This is a genomic window from Alteromonas sp. S005 (assembly GCF_036864475.1).
Taxonomy (GTDB): Bacteria; Pseudomonadota; Gammaproteobacteria; order Enterobacterales; family Alteromonadaceae; genus Alteromonas.
Genome location: NZ_JAZETN010000001.1, coordinates 533,846 through 551,617 on the forward strand (window position 1 = coordinate 533,846; position 17,772 = coordinate 551,617).

Annotated in this window: 14 protein-coding genes; 7 read left to right on the plus strand and 7 right to left on the minus strand. The window is 43.2% G+C overall.

Annotated features, from left to right (window positions below):
* Positions 1–101: 101 nt before the first annotated feature.
* Complete coding sequence (locus V7R55_RS02220; RefSeq protein WP_334056948.1) at positions 102–1,778, minus strand: acyl-CoA dehydrogenase family protein; 1,677 nt, start codon at positions 1,776–1,778, stop codon at positions 102–104.
* Between the two features lie 239 nt (positions 1,779–2,017).
* Here V7R55_RS02220 and V7R55_RS02225 point away from each other — a divergent pair, with 239 nt between their 5' ends.
* The 3 genes from V7R55_RS02225 to V7R55_RS02235 all read left to right on the plus strand — a co-directional run bounded on the left by V7R55_RS02225 (position 2,018) and on the right by V7R55_RS02235 (position 4,771).
* Positions 2,018–2,821, plus strand: coding sequence for a PaaX family transcriptional regulator (locus V7R55_RS02225; RefSeq protein ID WP_334056950.1), 804 nt, complete (start codon positions 2,018–2,020; stop codon positions 2,819–2,821).
* 49 nt (positions 2,822–2,870) lie between these two features.
* A complete protein-coding gene (locus V7R55_RS02230; RefSeq protein ID WP_334056952.1) occupies positions 2,871–3,983 on the plus strand; it encodes a hypothetical protein in 1,113 nt (370 codons plus the stop codon).
* A gap of 320 nt (positions 3,984–4,303) precedes the next feature.
* Positions 4,304–4,771, plus strand: coding sequence for a DUF3718 domain-containing protein (locus tag V7R55_RS02235; protein ID WP_334056954.1), 468 nt, complete (start codon positions 4,304–4,306; stop codon positions 4,769–4,771).
* A 181-nt stretch (positions 4,772–4,952) separates the two neighbouring features.
* Here the strand turns inward: V7R55_RS02235 and V7R55_RS02240 are convergent, their stop codons facing one another.
* A complete protein-coding gene (locus V7R55_RS02240) occupies positions 4,953–6,290 on the minus strand; it encodes a M24 family metallopeptidase (protein ID WP_438823564.1) in 1,338 nt (445 codons plus the stop codon).
* Positions 6,291–6,392: 102 nt separating this feature from the next.
* Here V7R55_RS02240 and V7R55_RS02245 point away from each other — a divergent pair, with 102 nt between their 5' ends.
* Positions 6,393–7,106, plus strand: coding sequence for a substrate-binding periplasmic protein (locus V7R55_RS02245; protein ID WP_334056958.1), 714 nt, complete (start codon positions 6,393–6,395; stop codon positions 7,104–7,106).
* A 32-nt stretch (positions 7,107–7,138) separates the two neighbouring features.
* Here V7R55_RS02245 and V7R55_RS02250 read toward each other — a convergent pair whose 3' ends face one another.
* Complete coding sequence (locus tag V7R55_RS02250; protein WP_334056960.1) at positions 7,139–7,519, minus strand: VOC family protein; 381 nt, start codon at positions 7,517–7,519, stop codon at positions 7,139–7,141.
* Positions 7,520–7,624: 105 nt separating this feature from the next.
* Between V7R55_RS02250 and soxR the strand changes: the two genes are divergently transcribed.
* The 3 genes from soxR to V7R55_RS02265 all read left to right on the plus strand — a co-directional run bounded on the left by soxR (position 7,625) and on the right by V7R55_RS02265 (position 12,297).
* Positions 7,625–8,101, plus strand: coding sequence for a redox-sensitive transcriptional activator SoxR (gene soxR, locus V7R55_RS02255; RefSeq protein WP_014977126.1), 477 nt, complete (start codon positions 7,625–7,627; stop codon positions 8,099–8,101).
* A 6-nt stretch (positions 8,102–8,107) separates the two neighbouring features.
* Complete coding sequence (gene rlmF, locus V7R55_RS02260; RefSeq protein ID WP_334056962.1) at positions 8,108–9,088, plus strand: 23S rRNA (adenine(1618)-N(6))-methyltransferase RlmF; 981 nt, start codon at positions 8,108–8,110, stop codon at positions 9,086–9,088.
* A 131-nt stretch (positions 9,089–9,219) separates the two neighbouring features.
* The gene (locus tag V7R55_RS02265; RefSeq protein ID WP_334056964.1) at positions 9,220–12,297 is read left to right on the plus strand and encodes a ligand-binding sensor domain-containing diguanylate cyclase; all 3,078 of its coding nucleotides are present in this window, start codon (positions 9,220–9,222) and stop codon (positions 12,295–12,297) included.
* Positions 12,298–12,312: 15 nt separating this feature from the next.
* Here the strand turns inward: V7R55_RS02265 and V7R55_RS02270 are convergent, their stop codons facing one another.
* The 4 genes from V7R55_RS02270 to betB all read right to left on the minus strand — a co-directional run bounded on the left by V7R55_RS02270 (position 12,313) and on the right by betB (position 17,698).
* Positions 12,313–13,035: a TorF family putative porin gene (locus tag V7R55_RS02270; RefSeq protein WP_334056966.1), complete on the minus strand. Its 723-nt coding sequence runs from the start codon at positions 13,033–13,035 to the stop codon at positions 12,313–12,315.
* 139 nt (positions 13,036–13,174) lie between these two features.
* A complete protein-coding gene (locus V7R55_RS02275; RefSeq protein WP_334056968.1) occupies positions 13,175–14,392 on the minus strand; it encodes a BCCT family transporter in 1,218 nt (405 codons plus the stop codon).
* A 168-nt stretch (positions 14,393–14,560) separates the two neighbouring features.
* Positions 14,561–16,213 (minus strand): choline dehydrogenase, encoded by a 1,653-nt coding sequence (gene betA / locus V7R55_RS02280; protein WP_334056970.1) that lies wholly within the window; start codon positions 16,211–16,213, stop codon positions 14,561–14,563.
* A gap of 18 nt (positions 16,214–16,231) precedes the next feature.
* Entirely contained in the window at positions 16,232–17,698 is a 1,467-nt protein-coding gene (gene betB, locus V7R55_RS02285) for a betaine-aldehyde dehydrogenase (protein WP_334056972.1), read from the minus strand.
* Positions 17,699–17,772 lie beyond the last annotated feature (74 nt).

Below are 17,772 nucleotides of genomic sequence, written 5' to 3' on the forward strand. Positions count from 1 at the left end.
AGAACGATAGTGCAAGCCCAGTGTGCTCGTAGAACTTCAAGTCAAATTGAACAAAATCAATTTCAATTATTAAAATCTGAACTGAAATCCTACGATGGCGCTCAACCGTATGAAACTCGCCCGAGCGAAATAATATCCTCAAACGTCGTGGTGTCGGGCAGTGTACCAAAAGCGAAACCACTTCCGTTGCCTAGCCTCGATTCACAGAATGTGTGGGCAATATCGCTCAGGGCGTTGTCGTTATCGACTGACGTAGCAAGAAGAGTGCAGGCTTGTAGCGCTAGCGCCATTTGCTCAGTTAAATATCGGCTACGCGTTTCCATATTTTGGGTATTGGATAGCTCGTCACATAGCTTACTAAGGTGAATATCGTAGTGTTTATTTTTGCCTGCCTGTGTTTTAAGTTCGTTAAACAGGGCCTCTTTAACATTCGGCTCCCTCGCCAGTGCGCGCAGTACATCCAGGCATTGCACGTTTCCACTGCCTTCCCAAATAGAATTAAGTGGGGCTTGGCGGTAGTATCTGGGCATAGGGTTTTCTTCAACGTAGCCAATACCACCCAAACACTCTTGCGCTTCATTCACAAACATAGGCGTACGTTTACAAACCCAGTATTTCCCAATGGCGGTGGCCAGCCTTGCCAATGCTGCTTCATGGCTATTATTCTGTGCACTATCTACCGCTTTTGCAACGCGCATTGTAAGCGCGGTAGCAGCTGCGCATTCTATCGTTAGATCTGCCAGTACATTTTGCATTAAAGGCTGATTAATTAGCGTTTTGCCGAAGGCATCCCTTTGACTTACGTGGTGTAAGGCATGAACCAGTGATTGCCGCATTAGAGCAGATGAGCCTATCATGCAGTCTAACCGGGTAAGTGACACCATATCGATGATCACCGACACGCCACGACCTTCTTCACCAATCAAATATGCCGTGGCGTCCTGAAATTCAACTTCAGAGGAGGCATTGCTCCAATCGCCTAACTTGTCTTTCAAGCGCTGAATTCGAACGTTATTCAGTTCACCGTTTTCTAACACCCTTGGCAACAAAAAGCAGCTTAAACCGCCTTCAGCTTGCGCAAGTATAAGATGCGCATCGCACATGGGCGCTGAGAAAAAGAACTTGTGGCCAACGATACTGTAACTGCCATCAGTTTGCTTAGAGGCTTTTGTGGTGTTACGCCTAACATCTGAACCCCCTTGCTTTTCAGTCATCCCCATACCTATCGTCAGTCCGTGCTTCTGACTTGCCGGAATGGCGCGAGGGTCATACTTGCCATTAATAGTTTTATCTAGATAGTAGGGCGGTAAGCTTTTCCCATATCGCATGGCTGGGATCGCTGCGTGTGTCATAGTTAGGGGGCAAGAGGTGCCAGATTCAGCTTGATAGTGCATATACATTAGTGCTGCCCGGATGGTATGTGCTCCATCAATACCTTCATGCTTCCACGAATAGTTGTGCACATTGTGTTCCATTGCACTTTCCATAAGCGCGTGATAGCTAGGATGAAACTCTACATTATCTGTACGACGGCCAAAGCGATCAAAGGTATGAAGAACGGGCTTGTTTTTATTCGCAAGCTCTCCATGGTTCATAAGTGTGTCACCCGCGAGTCGACCATATTTGTCTAACAAACCTTCATCATGCTGATGGGATGGCGGCAAGTGCTGGTTTAAAAATACGCGTAGCAACGCATCACCACGCCACAAATTGTAGGGGGCAGGAATAGTGGGCTGGTTTTCTACTACATGTGTAACGAATCGATTCGGCAAAGGCATGGCATTTCCGCTCAGTAAATATGTAAGACGTATCTTTGTCTGATGTCTCTACAATAAATCATAACGCTTAAACATTACATGAATATATTAAAATAAGTAAAGTATGTAATGTTTGTGAATGGCGCGTGTTTATATAATTATGGGAGGGCGCGTTCTTAGCCTTAAACCATTTAAGCTATCGATGTAGTTGAGGCCTCATTAAGCGCTTAAGCCCTTTCTGAAGAAGAAGTAAGTAGAATTTGCAGCAAATAGAAGAGAAAAAGCCCGTAGCAAGAAAGCTACTGCTTAAGTTATTAGGCTCAAGAGACAATATTCAGATGAATGCCAGCGCAGCTGTTCGAGTAGGTGCATTGTTTGGTATTTCTGAAAATAATATTCGCGTAACGCTAACCCGCTTGCAGTCTGCAAAGCTCATCACTTTGGTTGAGAGGGGTTATTACAAACTAGGCGATAAAGGCATTTGCTTTGCTAAAGAAATACATCAGTGGCGAGAAGATGAGAATGGGCTTGTACCTTGGCAAAATGATTGGGTTGTCGCTCAAACAAGTTTCCTTCCTAAGAGTGATAAAAAGCAGCTAAGGGCTGCTGAGCGTGCACTTAAACTTGTGGGTATGAGGAAACTTGCAAGTGATTTGTATATAAGGCCAAACAATTTTGCAGGTGGAATAGGTGAGGTGCGAGGCAAACTTCACACTCTTGGTCTATCGAGCAAAGCACTTGTGTTTAGTGCCAGCGATTTTGATAATCAAACGCAAGCCAAGGCTATGAAACTATGGAGCTACCTAAACCTAGAGGCGCTTTATAAAGACGGATGCGTTGAAATAGAGGAATCTCTTGCCCGATTGCCTACTTTGCCCCTTGAAGAAGCCACCAAAGAATCTTATGTGATAGGAGACAGAGCGTTATATAAATTGGTGTTTGACCCTTTATTGCCTTCACCATTTATAGATGTGGCGATGCGCGAGCGCTACCGTAACCTTGTAAAAGAGTACGATGATGTGGGCGCAAAAATATGGCATCGCTTTTTAAACCAAAAAAGTTAGGTCAATAGACACTGGTATTAGAACGGAAGTAGCCGAAATGGAAGTAAATATGACCGAATCAAGACCGTTATTTAAGCATATTCGCAATCATACTGCGCTTTTTAGTGAGCTTTCTCAATATAGAAACGCCGCGGTGAGTGTATTAGGGTTCTCAGATTATGAATTTCATAAAACACCCAAATTTGTCACCGAAGATGGAAGCAGACTTACTATTGAGCCAGAAAGAAGTATCGTTCTTCCAAAAGTAAACGCGTTATCAGGGCTTAAAAGTAAGCTAGCGCAAGCTATTCCAACGTTGCACATGGTTGAACATAGCGAGATAGGCTATCGCTATCCAACAGCTGCGTTAGCAGGGTTAGATGCTCCATTTATTAAGCGCATGCGCTCTGAGTATTTTCATAAAGTAGATGAAGATAGAAGTATTTGCCGCCCCGTGAACTTGTCCTACGGAATTAAGAGTCGCGGGAAAGCCGATAATCGACAAGAATACGAAGTGTGGATGCCGGACGAAGCCCCTGATCAAAACCCACTTCCACTGCTCATCAATGCCTATGGCGAAGACCTGCCAGATGATGTAAGACACTTTGTCGAACAACCTTCAAAAGTGCATGGTTGGATGGGCGTTAAGCGTGCAGCATTTGAAGCGCTTTATACAAACAAGCAACATTGTGGTGACTTGATCATTTGCGTTGCCATGAGTGTAGACGCCTACAACATTGGCGCTAAACCCGATCTAGCCTATTCTCCTGAAGCAGAAAGTTCTATTGCGGTGAGTAATGCCGAATTTGAATGGGAAATAGAGGGTTACTATGCTCCCCGAGGCTGGGCGTTTGATCACGATGAGGTATGGGCAGCGATAAATCACACTTTGGAAGCTATCAATAAACCGCTCGATGACCTCTATGGCAATGAGATTATCCCGATTATCGAAAGTAAGACGGAACGCATTTTATCAACGCTGAAGTCACTTGGTGTCACGCAAGAAGAAGTAGACGACCTTAATCTTCAGCCTTGGGAATTCATGCTTACCGAAAGTGAGCACAGGGTGAAAGCCCATGATCCTAGTCGTTCAGTCAATTTGTTGGGCAGGCTGAATCGTCTCTTTTACCAACCAGAACAGCAGTTGCCATCACTTAATTGGATGCACGATCTCATTTTGTAGGTCAAAAATTTAAGGTTACGCTGATAACGGCTATTACCCCACTATCATTTTTTGAATTAAGCGCGCTGAAAGTAATTTCATGCGCGCTTTTTTGTACGCTCTTAATGGGTAACCTGTAACTAAAAAGACTTATATGTAAATTTTTATATAAATGTTGTTATTTTATGTAAATTAATTTCATTTTTGTCGTGATCTGTATGTTTAAATCCTGCTTTCTGTAATTAAATTACGAAAATAGCTTTATATTTAGAAAATTTTGGTCGTAATGTACACATCACTTAGGTGATATCTAATTTAGTTACAAAATAGGAATTCAAAAAATGAAACTGTCTACTTTCGCTATTGCTTTAACACTAACTCTTGCTGCTACTCAATCTTTCGCAAAAGATGTAGTACTGAAACCAATTAACGACAACATCGAAACACAAGCGTGTTTGACTGCGGCTAAAGAAGGTTTTGGCCCGGCTCTGCGCCTTATCCGAGCAAATGGTTTTAACGCTGAAGAATTCAGTGCATCTGTACGTTGTAACGGCGAGTCGCTTCGCACTTTCGCTTACATGTACAAAAACAACAAGGCAACTGAAAACGCAAAAACAGTAGCACTTGTTGCAAAGAATAAAGATGTTGCTTCACAAGCGTGTCTAGAGGCACTTTCTGTAGGTAAAGATGCAGCACTAGCGAAGTTTGGTTTGGAAGGTGAAAACGTCATCTGTAACCACAAAGAAATGTCTGACTTTGTTCGTGAATACAGCGCAGAAAACGTAGTAGTTCGCACAGCAGCTGAATAAGACCACGTTTTAGGATAGCAACCTACTGCTAATATTTTGTACAGTTTCATGGCCTTTCGCTTGAAAAGGCGAAAGGCCTGACACTTTACGTATTTTACTTCTAAATCCCTTTTCTACACTGGCTTTTCTTGCCAATCGATAACTCTTACTTTTTGAAAAAGGCACGAAGCTATACGCTTATTTATTGCTTTTCATCTGACTGAATCAAATGAAACTCAGTTTGCCTACCATCTAAATAGGTTACCGATTTACCGTCAAAAAATGCATCTTCTTCCAGCATAATTCTAATTTCTTTGTCCCACTCTTTAATAAAGCTCGCCGCATTAAGCTCTATAGAGTAGGCCGTTTGTGCAAACATTGGGTAGTCTCCTTGAACTGGTACTCCTTGCTGCGCATCCCACATTCCTATCGTTGGACCTGCCGCGTGTCCATGAAAACCAAGCGGGTGGGTGTAAATAGCGGGCTTGATACCTTGCTCGATAGCCTGCTGTCGCGACATACTCAAAATAGTGTTACCCGTTCTACCTACTTTAAAATTACCGGTCAGAATGTCTTGTAACTGATTTCCGGATTTGAGTGCTTTTTTAAGTGACGCCGGCGCGTCTTTTTCATCAGGTTTTAATACGTAAGCATGCTGCTGTTGATCCGTGTTAAGTCGCAAGTAGGTAATACCAAAATCAACGTGTATCAGGTCGCCCGGTCGAATAATGTTTTCACCAGGACGCTTGCTGAAAGCGCTGATTTGATCAAACACTTCATTGTCTTGTCTTTGGATGGAAACAGTAGGATGAAACCAATTGGTGAGCCCTAAAACGCGCGTTTGATCTCGAAGCCACCAAACAACATCATCAGTAGTGGTTACGTTAGGTGTAATGACTTCATTTGAGAATGCCGTTGCTATAAGAGAGTGACCAATTTGGGCCAGAACAGGATAATACTGCATTTCCAGATCACTTCGGGTTTCTAACCAACCAATTGAAAGCTTCTCACCACTCACTACACGGTTTTTTAGTTCTTTAGGGAGCACAGCCATAAACTTTTCGTGTTCGGTAGCAGTCATGCCATCTGCAAGAGCAAATGCATTTGACGTATTAATGGCTATTTTCGAGGGATTTCGGGCTTCTATGATGTGTTTCAAGGCTTTCCACTGATTAGGTTGTGCTTCCTTATCCCACGCTTTTTTAAATAGTGACCCTACCGCATATCTTGCAACGGCCAAACGTTCCAGCGGTTGACCATCGCCTGGGTTATAAATGACTAACATGGTATGGCGTCGAGCGGAAATCCAGGTTGAAGGCAGCATGGTTTTTAAAACAGGGTCTTCATTGTATTCTCGTGACATCAACACCCACATGTCGATGCCTTCTTTATCCATAATGTGGGGGAGTACATCACTGAAACGCTGTTCAAGAATATTATCAATTAAAGCACTTCTTTCTTTCATCGACAGCACAGAATTGGCTTGTACACTGAAACCAACAAGGGTGAGTAGAAGAAATAAGGTTTTTTTCATATGCATTCCGTTGTTTTGACGAATGTTTTGGTATTTACTGGCTATTCTTTATACCGTTAACACGTTATTTACGCTTTGTATATATAAATCAATTGAGTGGATATCTTGATGAAATTTTCTCTTTGTTCTTGTTTGCTATTTTGTGGGTTTATAAGCTTCCACTCTGTTGCGCAAACGTCGATTAAGTGGGGCACTGACTATTGGCAAGATTATACAAACTACGACGGAAGCGGCTTTTATAACGAGTTAGTACATAAAATTTTTCCAGAACCAGAGTACATAGTCGATATTCACTATTACCCTTGGAAACGTAGCGTGAAGAACGTGTTGCAAGGAAATATTGATATGACAGGTGCTATGCACAAGACTGAAATGCTTTATCATTCTGAGCGACCTGTACTTATTGAGACCGTAGTTATGGTAAGCCGAATACAAGATACCCTAACGCGAGATTCTTTTGATAACAAACTCGGCGCTTACCGCTCTGGTTATGAAGATATGGTGTTTTATCCCTATTTAGAAAAGGCGACGATGGGACTGGAAGTTGAAGATTCGTATAAGGGATTAACTTTGCTAGCAATGAAAAAGATCGACTTCTATGTTGGAGCCGATAGTTTGGTGCAACTCGCTTTAAACGAGCGCGACGACCGCGCTGAATATGAGATATCTGAATTAGGCAGTTTTAAATTATATTGGTCTTTCGCGCTCACTGAACATGGTTTGGCACTTAAAACCGCATTTGATGAACGATTAGAAGCTTTGCGCGAGCAAGGTGTGCTCGCACAGCTTTATCAAAAATATAATCTCATTATGCCTTTCTGAATCGCCCCTGAGGGGGAAGTAGACTTCATAAATTAGCAGTACGATACTACTTCAATTTCTATATTTTGCTGTGCCATGAAGTAAAAGCGTCTACCAGGCTCATAATTGCCATGGCTATAGGTATCGAAATTTAGGGAAAGAACCTGTTGTTCGGCCTCATCTAAATTGGGCACAACAATGCCGATATGATTAATATTGGCCAAAGTTTTATAATCACTGTCTATCTCATTAATTGTTTTAGGTCTATAGAGCGCAAGATAGTCCTTATCGTTTCCTACGTGTACGGTGTAGCCGTCATTTTTAGCGCCGCCGCTCCACCTTACTTTCCAACCAAACAGTGTGCAAAGCAAATTAGCTAATGTATCCGGGTCTTGAACAGTGATATTCGTGTGCTCTAAGTATGCAGTTGTCATGTGTTTCTCCTTGTATAGATAATCAACGAAAAACAGCTTAGTATCTAAAGCTAACTTTAGATCAAGCGATTTTTACCCGCTATTTCGAAATTGGAAAGGGGCGTCATGGCACCAGAACCTATGGTAAGCATTGGCTTTATAGCTAAACGTACTGGCAATGCTGTTTCATTAATTCGCTATTATGCCAACGAAGGGCTTATTCCTTCTGTGCGCACAAATGGCGGAAATAGAGCATTTCCTCGCTCTGTCATTCGCAGAGTTTCCTTTATTTTGATTGCGCAAAATATGGGGTATTCCCTTGCTGAGATAAAGAGTCTGTTGTCTACACTTCCAGACAACAGAACGCCAACACAAGCTGATTGGGCAAAATTAAGCACGGTGTTTAATCAGCACATCGAAGCAAAAATTGCGGCGCTGACAAGTTTGAAGACGTCGCTTGAAGGCTGTATTGGCTGTGGGTGTTTGTCATTAGACCGCTGTAGGCTTTACAATACCGACGATAAAGTGGCAGCCCAAGGTAGCGGTGCCCAGTTGCTCGATGAAAACGTGCAATCCCAGTTCTTAGTTTCACACAAAAAGTAGCGCTTCATGCACCCAAAAAATCTCCACAAGAACGGCTATCCTATGGATGCGCTGTGCCAGACATACCCAGCGCTTAAACCTTATCTCGTTCGGGCAAAAAGTGGCAATACCAGTATTGATTTTACTAACTCACAAGCAGTGAAGGTGCTTAATGCAGCCTTACTTCGTCACTATTACCGCCTTGAGTATTGGGATATTCCCGATGGCTACTTATGCCCGCCTGTACCTGGTAGAGCCGATTATATTCACGGTATAGCTGATTTACTAAAAACAACAGAAAGCAGTGCGCAAAACAGGCAAGGTCAAAACGTTCGTGGATTAGATATAGGCGTGGGCGCAAATGCTATCTATCCTATTATCGGCGTTACATCCTATGACTGGTCGTTCGTAGGTAGTGACGTTGATGAAGCTGCTGTAAAAAACGCTAGTGTCATTGCTAGCAAAAACAGCGTGTTAGCCGATAAATTCCAAGTGCGTAAACAAACGAATAGTGCGCATATTTTTAATGGGGTGATTGAAGAAAACGAGCGATTTACCTTTACCATGTGCAACCCTCCGTTTCATAAGTCGGCCCAAGAGGCGCTGTCTGGCACACGAAGAAAAACATCCAATTTAACTCGCAATAAGCAGAAGCGAAGTGGTGGAAAGTTTACCGATAATCAAGTTCAAGGTTTAGGTGATCGTAAATCCAAGCTGCAAGGCAAAAGTGCTTCTTACCAAAGGCAGGGTGCAAACTTGAATTTTGCGGGGCAAGCTAATGAGCTGTGGTGTGAAGGCGGCGAGTTGGCTTTTATTCAACGCATGATTAAAGAAAGCGTACAGGCAAAAAACAACGTAGAGTGGTTTACCTGTTTGGTCTCCAAAAGTGCTCACTTAAAACCCATTAAAACTAGTATCAACTATTATGGTGCAACTCAGTGCAAAGTGGTTGATATGGGGCAGGGAAGCAAGCTAAGCCGTTTTATTGCATGGTCTTTTGGCCACTAATATCATACCAATGTTGATTTGACAGCTTATGTTATGTGAACAACTATATTGATGTTAGTTTGTTTGTAATTATCAAAGTTTAGCTTTGTGAAATAACGCTTCGGGCGTCTTTATTTGTTTTTTGAGGGTCAATGAAAAGCCATCATTTTTCTGTATATAGCATCACCTGTTTGCTTCCCATCGTCGTTTTTCTTTTGACTTCCATCAATACTACTTCAGCATCTGAGAGCTACAGAGTTGAGCGGTGGAAGGTGGCTGGCGCTCCTACCTATGATGAGGGTCAATACGTATCGGCTAATGGGCTCCCTCAAATATCCGTTAAGGCGATAATCAAAGATAAAGATGGCTTTGTTTGGCTTGGTACAGAAAATGGCCTTGCTCGTTTTGACGGTCGAAAATTTGAGTTCTTCAACACCATAAATACTCCAGCGTTAGGGTCAAATTGGATCCACGATTTGTTCTTGGACAATACCGGCCGACTTTGGATAGTGACAGGCATTGGGCTGGTGAGTTTCTATGATGGAAAATTTGAAGTCGTTAACGCTAGTTTTGGTGATGAGAAAATAAGACAAGTTATTGCAGATAATAAAAGTAAAAAATGGGTGGTCACTGATTCGATTTGGTCACTTCAAGACGACGAAGCAAAGTCATACGATTACGCAAAAAATACAATTACACATGCTTACTACGATGAACAAGACTTGTGGTTGTTGACTGCTAAAGGTGAGTTACTGCAAACGAGCCTTGCATCGTCAGTAAAAGAAAAATGTCGCTACCCTTTAGGCGCTACAGCCAACTCCGAACGCTTCATAGTGCATGCAAATACAGCTTATATCTTGCAAGATCAAAAACTTCATCGCTTCAAGCTCTCTGTAGAGAACTGTCTGATAACAGCTATGCCACCTACTACTGAATTTACATTTAGAAGCATATTTAGCACTCATAGCGGTAAGGTTGTAGCAGTTTCAGATGAAGGTCAGTTACTTAACATTTCTTCAAATGCAAAGCCAACCCTCAATAGCCTGACGCCATTTATAAATAATAATCTTTTGCTCGACAATAGCGTGCTTCTTAATGATGAAGAAACGTGGTTTCTCGGCACTAAAACAAATGGATTAGTCATTTTCTGGAAAACAAATCTAAGGCGTGAAGCGCCTAAACAAGATATATCTAGTGCGAGAGTTTGGTCTTTCTTTGCTCAAGAGGAACATCTTTACGCCGCAACAAATAAAGGCGTGTTTGTAAAAAACGAAGAGGACAACTGGTCGTTATCTGTTGCTACAAGTGCAATTGAAGGTAATGATGCTTACAGCGTTACTGAGCTTGATGGTGAATTATGGGTGGGGACTCGCAAGGGACTTTTCAGGGGGCAAAGCGGGTCAACACAGCTCGAATCGATAGCCGAATTTACTGGGTTTCAGGTTAACACCTTCTACCACGATGGGAACGCGTTTTATGTCGCGACGACAAGAGGACTATTTAAGTTTCACGGGACCGATTTCAAGCCTATTTCAACTTTTGAAAACCTATCTGTTCGCAGTATCTTAAGAACGTCAGACGGCGTTTTGTGGGTTGGCACAGAGTCAGGTCTATTTGGTCTAAAAGACGGTAAATGGCAGGAGGTTGACTTACTTAGCGGCACGAGTGTGTTTGCGTCTTCACTTCTTGAGTTAAACGATGGAAGGCTACTTCTTGGAACGTACGGACACGGCTTGTTCATGTTTGATAAATACAAGCGTTGGCGCTTGTTCAACATCAAAAATGGCCTCCCTTTTCAAGACCTTTTCAGCGTTACAGTGCGAGGAGAGAAGCTTTGGCTGAGCGGTGCTAGTGGTGTTGCTTATGTGGAAATAAATGACATTACTGATACTCAATTGAAAAGTACGGTTGTGTTGCGGGATGATGGTACTTTCAGCGCGCGTACCGATATACGGTGTTGTAATGGAGCGGGTAATCTGAGAGCTGTTGTATTTAAAGATATCCTATATTTACCAACATTAAATGGTGTATTAGCAGTACAAAATAGTGAGAGTCGAAAGCTAACAGAACAAGCAGTCATTACTGGCGTTTACGTGGACGGTAAACGGGAAAATAGTTATAGCAATCGAATTAGTCTCAACAAAAAGCGAAACGCAGAAATTATTTTTTCGCGCCCTGTTTTTTCTGCAGAGTCTGTTCCAGAGTACCGATACCGTCTAGACGATAGCGACTGGATTTATTCAGGTCCACGGGAAGAGGCTTTCTTGGCTAAGTTGTCAGCAGGTGAAACTACCTTTGAAGTTCAATCTAGACTAGAGGGCGAGGCTTGGTTACCAGGAGACACAATAGTTCTTTATGTAGATCCAAATTGGTGGGAATCTATATGGGCTAAGCTAATTGCCGCCTTAGCCTTGCTTGCAATTTTTTATGTCATTTACCGCCTTCGCATTGCCTCTTATCGACAACGAAACGAGGTGCTTGAAGCACGAGTCAATGAGCGTACTGCTGCATTTGAACGGGTCAATAAGGAACTTCAACAAAAAAACAAAGCGCTGGAAGAAGCGGCGATCACCGATCCGTTAACTGGGTTATATAATCGAAGAGCAGTTAAGCGTTTCATACCTAATATTTTTGATTTAGTAAATGGAAAAGCAAAGCAAGTTGGTACCTCAATTGAAACTGAAACTGAAACTGAAACTGAATTTGAAGATGTATGTGCCATTTTTCTAATCGATCTAGACAATTTTAAACACTTAAATGACACCTATGGGCATGATAAAGGTGATAGTGCACTTTATCATGTCGCAAGAGCTTTGCAGACAGTAAGTCGCAATACCGACAAGTTGATAAGATGGGGAGGAGAGGAGTTTCTGTTGGTTGTTCCTTCCATTAACTCAAGCGATATCGTCGAATTTAATAAGCGATTGCATAGGTCTATCGCATCGCTTCATCAAGTACTAGAGATTCCTGAGCCTATATCAATGTCTATAGGGGCGACAAGGCTACCCTGGGAAGGTTGTACACTTGATTCAAAAGTGTGGGAGCATTCAATTCTGATAGCAGACTGGGCTTTGTATCAGGCTAAAGACAGCGGCCGAAATGTTACAATTTTCATTAATGCGTCAAGAGAAATGGCAGCGTGGTCAGACTGGAGTGTCGAGGGCCTTTCCAGCGCTGCAAGTCAGGGGCTACTGCTATCCTCTATGTTAGAAAACGATAGCCCCAGCTAGTGCGAGCCTGTTTGATTAAAAGCTAAAGGTCTTAGATACACCGAACACAATACGTTCGTCGGCGGTATCTATATCGAGGTTCGTGTTTTCAGCAGCAATCTCAAAGTCTAATCCTTTGTAGCTTGTCTGATAGGCCAAACGGTAGTGATAGAAAGACGTGTTTTCGTCACGCCATACCCAGGTATCGCTGTCTAAAGAGTTAGATACATCAAAGCTAGCACGAAGGTTGTGGTTAGGCGCAAGCTCAAAGGTATGAGCAATCATAGCAACAGTGTGTCTTGAGCCCGTGCCAAAGTAGTCCCACGTGTACCAAAGGTTAAGCTCGGTATTACCGTAGTCGCTGGCATAACCTAATTTAGTATAGATTTCCGGATAGTTACCGTCGCTTGAATCGTCACCACCGTGGTAGGAGTAGTAGGCAATGCCGTAGTCGATGCTGACAGCATCGGTGAGCATTTGGTAACGACCCACGTAAGCGTCCCACTCAAGGTTGGTGTCGCCACCAAAATCAACGTTAGATGCCCAAGTGCCAACGTACGTCCCGTTATCAAAAGCTTTATCAACACCGCCCTGAAGAGCCGGGTCATTTTGTGTTTGGCTTAAACCGTTAAAGGTATAATCTGATACCGCAGAAATATTGGCGCTCCAATCAGCGAACGTGGCTGAAGAATATAGTGTTGTTACGAGAGCCACTGCGAATATGTGAGTTGATGTAAAAAGAGAATTCAATTTTTTCATTGTTAAACACCTGTTTTTTATCGTTGTTTTATTTCGCCCATTTCTTATAAAGCGCGCTCTTCCGCGAGCTTCGGGCAATACTTACCCCCATTGGCTCAAAGTGAGCCAATGTTAAGAAGGTAAGAAGTAAATGATTTAGTTAGTTGAGATTTTCTATCTTAGTAAAGTCGATTTTGTTTTCTTTTGGCGAGGTTTTGATAGCCGTCACCGATTTAAACTTCTGACTCAATATGAAAGCAAAGCAGCTAAAGAAGATAGCGATAACTAACGCACCTACCCACTGAATTTGCAAGAAGTCTAGTTTGAACAGCAGTGTAAGTAACGATAGTGCGACTATGTTCAGAGCAATGTAGTTACCTTTACCAATGCGCTCAACGGTCATATTCAGGTTTTCGGTATACAGCCTTATTAGTGAATCAAGTGAGTTGATTACAAAAACGATACCTACAAATACCATGGCCATATTGGTTATTCCTTCTGTAGGAATTCCGGCGCTGTGATAGTGGTACAGTACCGAAAACCACGCGGCGATAGGTATAGATGGGATAACCATCATAGCCAGCATAACTTGGTAAGTTTTAAGACCACCTACAAAACGAGAGGTAAACTGACCTATCATAATGCTCCAGCTGAACCACCAAAATAGGTAGAACTCGTGATAGTCGTTAATTGGCAATACAAAGTGATCAATATTTGCGAAATAGCCGCCAATAAGGCCGAGATTCCTAAAGTATGCTGATATCTCACTTTCACCAAACACAAATGCCGCCGCCCACATGCCAATAATAAGCGCTATAAATACCCACGTTGTGGTAAGGCTTAAAATGCGCACGTACTTAATGCTAGTACTTGAGTACACCGCAAAAGCAATCGCTGCAAATACAATCAGATAGAACGTAGGAACGATGGATTCTCCATCTCCCACTGCCGGCAGGTACCATGGAAGGTTAGATAGCAGTAAGAAAGCTGTAAAAGCACAGGTCCCTATGATTACCACGTTGTTTACGAACTTCACGATAGGAAGCTCGAAAAATTTAACCTTGGGTTCTATTACGCAGAAATAAAAGCAAGTAAGAAAGTAGAATCCCCAAATTAAGAAACCCCAAAATCCAAACTCAATGGCGAGTGGATTGGTGAATGCGTATTCAGGACTTGCGCTTATGTCAGCATAACCAGCAAATTCAGTAAGTGGGAACATAATGAGGCCCACGTCTAAGCCCGAGGTAAAAAGAATGGCAATAAAGGTAAAGGTTCTAACCGGCGTTACACCTACCACTTTCATGTTGCCCCATTTAAATAAAATATAGGCCACCGAAAGCAAAGTGAAAATAATGCCTGCACTAAGCCATACTGTCATTATCACCCTCCCAGTATTGATAAAAATAAATCATGTTTTTTCCTTTTTTTCGTTATTAAACAGACCACCCAGCTACACGCATTGTCACCTTAATCGGCGGCATATAGGCACTGTGGAAGGTGCACTTGTTGCAACAACAAGTACACTGGTGCGATATCGTTTTAACGTTTAGCGTTGCTCGGTTTGCCAATTCGGGTGAATGTCTACCGCCACATTCTGTGGGGGTAAAGCAGGTTTACCCAAAATTTTGTCTGCCGCTTTTTCAGCTACCATGATGGTTGGCGCATTTAGGTTTCCGTTTGGAATGGTAGGGAAGATAGATGAATCCACCACTCGCAGACCTTTGATGCCATGTACTTTGGTTTGAGAATCAACTACAGCCATCTCGTCTTCACCCATTTTGCATGAACACGACGGATGGTAAGCACTTTCAACAGCTTCGCGCACAAAGGCATCGATTTCTTCATCCGTTTGAATATGTTCTCCAGGTTGAATTTCGCCGTCTCTGAAATCGTCGAATGCAGATTGTGCGATGATTTCTCTTGTCAGTCTTACGCAAGCTCTAAATCCTTCAATATCATCTTGATGCTGCAAGTAGTTAAACAAGATTTTCGGCGGTACTGTTGGATCAGCCGACTGAAGGGTTACGCTACCTCTACTTTTCGGTTTATTGTGACCTACGTGTACCTGAAAGCCGTCGCCGTCGAATGCTGATTTACCATCGTAACGGATGGCTGCTGGCAAAAAGTGGTACTGAATATCAGGCCATTCCACATCAGCTTTGGAGCGAATAAAAGCACAAGATTCAAAGTGATTCGTTGCGCCTAAACCAGAACGGTTAAGCAACCAGCGAGCGCCTATCAAGCCTTTTGAAATTAAGCCGAGCTTACGGTTTAGCGTAATTGGCTGCTTGCACTTGTACTGGAAATAGAATTCCAAATGATCTTGCAGGTTTTGACCTACACCCGGCAGGTGGTGTTTAACATCGATGCCTGCTTTTTCAAGAATATCTTTATCGCCGATGCCTGAAAGTTGCAGAATATGTGGCGAGCCGATAGAGCCGGCACTTAAGATAACTTCATTAGATGTGTTGGCTGTTTCAGCTTTGCCATTAACCACATACTCAACGCCTTTTGCGGCTTTATTTTCCAGAACAACTTTAGTAACCAGCGCGCCCGTCACTATAGTTAAATTCTTGCGAGATTTAACTGGGTCAAGATATTCACGGCTTGCTGAGCTACGAACGCCGTCTTTGACGGTCATATGCATAGGCCCGAAGCCCTCTTGTTGCTTACCGTTATAATCGCTCGTGATGTCGTAGCCCGCCTGTTCTCCGGCTTTAATAAAAGCGGTATAAAGCGGGTTCTTCATTTCATTGCCGTTGTTAACGCCAAGTTCCCCATTGCCACCACGATAAGCATCGTTACCCTTGTACCAAGTTTCTGCTTTTTGGAAATAGGGTAGGCAGGCTTGATAATTCCAACCTTCTGCGCCGTGTGCTTCCCATTCGTCAAAGTCTCTGGCGTGACCGCGTACATACACCATACCGTTGATAGACGACGAGCCGCCAAGCACTTTACCTCGTGGACAGTGCATTTCACGGTTATTTAAATACGGTTCTTTTTCAGTATTAAATTGCCATGCATACTTGTCGGTATTCATCGGAATAGACAGCGCTGTTGGCATCTTTATGAAAATGCTTTTGTCAGAGCCACCGGTTTCAAGCAGCAAAACTTTGTGCTTAGGATTTTCTGACAGGCGGTTCGCTAGCACACAGCCAGCAGAACCTGCTCCAACAATAATGTAATCAAATGTTTGCATATGTACTCCTACTGCGGCTTAAAACGGGCTCTCAATTTGGCTCATACCTACATAAACCGATTTGGTCTGTGTGTAGCTATTAAGCGTTTCAACGCCGTTTTCACGTCCAATGCCTGACTGTTTATAACCGCCTACAGGCATTTCAGCAGGAGAATTCCCATATGCATTTATCCAGCAAATACCCGCTTGTAGCTGATGAATAACGCGGTGCGCGCGCTGGATATCCTTACTAAACACACCGGCGGCTAAACCTAGCTCAGTGTCATTCGCCCGTGCGATCACTTCGTCTTCATCATCGAAAACTAACACGCTCATTACTGGTCCGAAGATCTCTTCTTTAACGATGGTCATATCGTCAGTGCAGTCGGTGAAAATTGTTGGTTCGACAAAATAGCCATTAGGTGCAGATGCCGGAGAGGCAGCGTTCCCGCCGGTTAACAGCGTTGCGCCTTCTTCTTTTCCTTTGGCAATATAGCCAAGTACCAGTTCTTGGTGCTTTTTAGAAATAAGTGCGCCTAAGTTAACGTTAGGGTCTAGCGGGTCGCCCATAACAATGTTGTTTTCGGTACGGGTTTTAAGCTCATCAATAAAGGCTTGATAAACAGAGCGCTGAACGTAAACACGGGTGCAGTTAGTGCAAATTTCACCTTGGGTATAGAAATTACCGAGCATAGCGGCGCTGATAGCCTGGCTAATGTCGGCATCTTCGAATACTACAAGCGGAGACTTACCGCCAAGCTCCATGGTGACATCTTTTAAGTTTGACGCAGCGGCGCTTTGCATCACCTTTTTACCTGTGCCTACCTCACCGGTAAACGATACTTTGTCTATGTCAGGGCTGTTTGTAAGCCATTGGCCTACTTGTGCTGCGCCTTGAACCACATTGAATACGCCGTCTGGTATACCAGCTTCAGTGAAAATTTCAGCCAGTTTAAGCGCACCCATAGGGGTTTCTTCTGACGGCTTAAATATAAACGCATTACCTGCGGCAAGGGCGGGACCTGATTTCCAGCAAGCGATTTGAATAGGGTAGTTCCATGCGCCAATGCCGGCACAGATACCTAGCGCTTCTTTGCGCGTGTAGAAGAAATCGCTGCCAACAGGCTGCTGGGTACCTAATTGAGTAGGGGCAAGGCCCGCATAATACTCTATAACGTCAGCGCCAGTTTCAATATCAACACAGTCAGCTTCTTGAATAGGCTTACCGGTATCGAGTACTTCTAATTTAGCGAGTTCATCATTACGTTCGCGAAGCAGTGCAACCGCTTTGTTAAGAATGCGAGTTCTTTCGATAGGTATCATTGCTGACCATACCGCAAAGCCTTCTGTAGCACTCTTGATCGCTTCTTGTTGAATAAACTCATCAGCTACTTCTACGTGATAAATTACCTCACCGGTTGCCGGATTGGTTACTGCAAAGGTTTCTTTGCTTTTGTTCGCCAACGGCTTGCCGTGAATGAAATTCTGATAAGTTGGTAATGACATGCATAAACTCCTACTTTAAATAGTGCTGACAATGCTCGCCAATTAGCGCGCTCTTTGCGTGAAAAATACATACG